This window comes from Streptomyces sp. NRRL F-5122, assembly GCF_001507435.1.
Classification (GTDB): Bacteria; Actinomycetota; Actinomycetes; order Streptomycetales; family Streptomycetaceae; genus Streptomyces; species Streptomyces lannensis.
Genome location: NZ_LMWH01000149.1, coordinates 1 through 377, shown reverse-complemented (window position 1 = coordinate 377; position 377 = coordinate 1). Strand labels below are relative to the sequence as shown.

At 56.0% G+C, this 377-nt stretch carries 1 pseudogene; it reads right to left on the bottom strand.

Features of this window, described 5'->3' with window-relative positions:
- Positions 1-269 precede the first annotated feature (269 nt).
- A pseudogene (locus ADL25_RS16820) lies at positions 270-377 on the bottom strand (N-acetylglutamate synthase); the annotation flags it as partial.

The window sequence follows — 377 nt, the reverse complement described above, 5'->3', positions numbered from 1 at the left end:
ACAAGAAGGACCTGAACCTTCTGTGCCACCGGATTTCCTTTCATCGATAACTTCAGGGCCGAGGATGCACGGCATGTGCCGCCTGAATCGCGTCCCCTGCTATATGCGGTACTGCAGTACGTCGGAAAGCAAACCGCTTTTGCTGGAAAAACACAAACCCTAGGGGAGAGCCGGAGAGCACGCTCCGAAGACGGAAAGATGCGCATTTCGGGCATAGGGAACCCGGGTGAGGTCGTCGGGTTGAAGCATGGCTGAATACTTGAAGGCGATCACAGGTACAGAAGCATCCGGCTGTTGCCCAAGGTGTTCGGTTTCACTCGTTCGAGACCGAGGAACTCCGCCACACCCTCGTCATAGGAACGCATCAGCTCCGCGTA